Raw genomic sequence first — 480 nt, forward strand, 5'->3', positions numbered from 1 at the left:
CGCTCGCCCTGGTCGACGAGATAATCGACGGCGATCGTCTTGTTGGCCATGTCGCGGTTGCCGCGCGGCGTGACGCGTGCAAACGGATAGCCCGCCGCGGCAACACGCTTCGAAATCGCATCCAGAGAATCCTGGACGTCGCGTGCACGATAGGTGCTGCCTTCCTGGCTGTCCGCAAGGCTCTTCAGATCGTCGGCATTGACACCTTCGACCGTGCTCTCGACCTGAACCGGCCCGAACTTGTAACGCTCGCCTTCGTCGACGACAAAATTGATCGTGTACTTGTTGGTCGACGGATCAAGCTGTGCATTGGACGAGATGACGCGGAAATCCGGATAGCCGTGGTTATAGTAGAACTGGCGCAGCGCCTCTTCGTCGGCACGCAGCTTGTCCGCGTCATAAATGTCCGTGCGGGTGATGAACGAGAACCAACCGGTCTGCTTCGTCGCGATCACGGCGCGCAACCGGAAGCCGCTATAG

Annotated in this window: 1 protein-coding gene; it reads right to left on the reverse strand. The window is 59.6% G+C overall.

The window, feature by feature from the left end:
• A partial coding sequence (locus AC1D0P_RS28905; protein ID WP_477679877.1) for a POTRA domain-containing protein occupies nucleotides 1-480 on the reverse strand: 480 nt, incomplete at both ends.

This window comes from Polaromonas sp. P1_G2 (assembly GCF_056405515.1).